This is a genomic window from Arthrobacter sp. 05L45_2 (genome assembly GCF_056397525.1).
On the sequence record NZ_JBFTNO010000353.1, the window covers coordinates 1 to 1,040 of the forward strand.

The 1,040-nt window shown below is 65.2% G+C and carries 2 protein-coding genes; one reads left to right on the forward strand and one right to left on the reverse strand.

Going from position 1 to position 1,040, the window contains the following annotated elements:
- Positions 1-220: DUF2848 family protein (locus tag AC1DHD_RS16350; protein WP_476880708.1), on the reverse strand; the 220-nt coding region annotated here is incomplete at its 3' end.
- Between the two features lie 139 nt (positions 221-359).
- Between AC1DHD_RS16350 and AC1DHD_RS16355 the strand changes: the two genes are divergently transcribed.
- On the forward strand, positions 360-1,040 hold a 681-nt coding region (locus tag AC1DHD_RS16355; RefSeq protein WP_476880709.1), incomplete at its 3' end, for an MFS transporter.

A 1,040-nucleotide genomic window follows, 5' to 3' on the forward strand; every position in this document is an offset into this window, starting at 1 on the left:
GGTGCTGGACGTCGACGACGTCGGGCTGGGCGGCAAGGTACGGGGAGACGGGGTACAGCGCCGGCGTCGTGCTCGGGCCCGGCACGCCGAGCTCCGCGAGTTCGGCAATGTGGGCCTGCACCTCGTCCTGTTCGCGTCCGGCATAGCCGGCGTTCAGGAGATCGGTAACCTCAACGGAAACCGTGGAACCGTCCGTCAGTTCAAATGTCAGTTCAGTCATGGGTCATCCTTCGTTGCGCGGGCTGGCGTGATTTCACACGATGTTTACAAACAACTCTCGCTATTTGAGGGATCGTATGCCTAATGTATACAACATGCATAGGGAGTGACGCCAGTCACCTGCAACGAAAGGAAGCCATATGGCCGCCAACACTCAATCCGCGGCTCCGCCGGCACCGGAAGGGTCCCTGGACCGGAAGAGCCTGCTGAAGGCCTTCGCCGCCAGCCTCACCGGGACCTCGCTGGAGTGGTACGACTTCGCCGTCTACTCGGCCGCGGCAGCAGTCGTCTTTCCGGCTATTTTCTTCCCGGCCAGCGATCCGCTGACCGGAACCATGCTGGCCTTCTCCACATACGCCGTGGGGTACGTCTCGCGGCCGGTCGGCGGCATCATCTTCGGCCGGCTCGGCGACAGGATCGGGCGCAAGAAGGTCCTTGTGGTCACGCTGATGCTGATCGGCCTGGCGACGTTCCTCATCGGCCTCCTGCCGACCTACAACAACGTGGGCATGGTTGCCGGTGCGCTGCTGGTGGTGCTGCGCTTCGCCCAGGGCGTCGGCGTAGGCGGCGAGTGGGGCTCGGCGGTGCTGCTCTCCAGCGAGTTCGGCGATCCCCGGCGCCGCGGCTTCTGGTCCTCAGCCGCCCAGATCGGACCACCGGCGGGCAACCTGCTCGCCAACGGCGCCCTTGCCCTCCTGACGACGCTGCTCTCGGACCAGGCCTTCCTCGACTACGGCTGGCGCATCGCGTTCCTGGTTTCCGCGGTACTGGTGGGCTTCGGCCTCTGGATCCGCCTCAAGCTGGAGGACACGCCCGTGTTC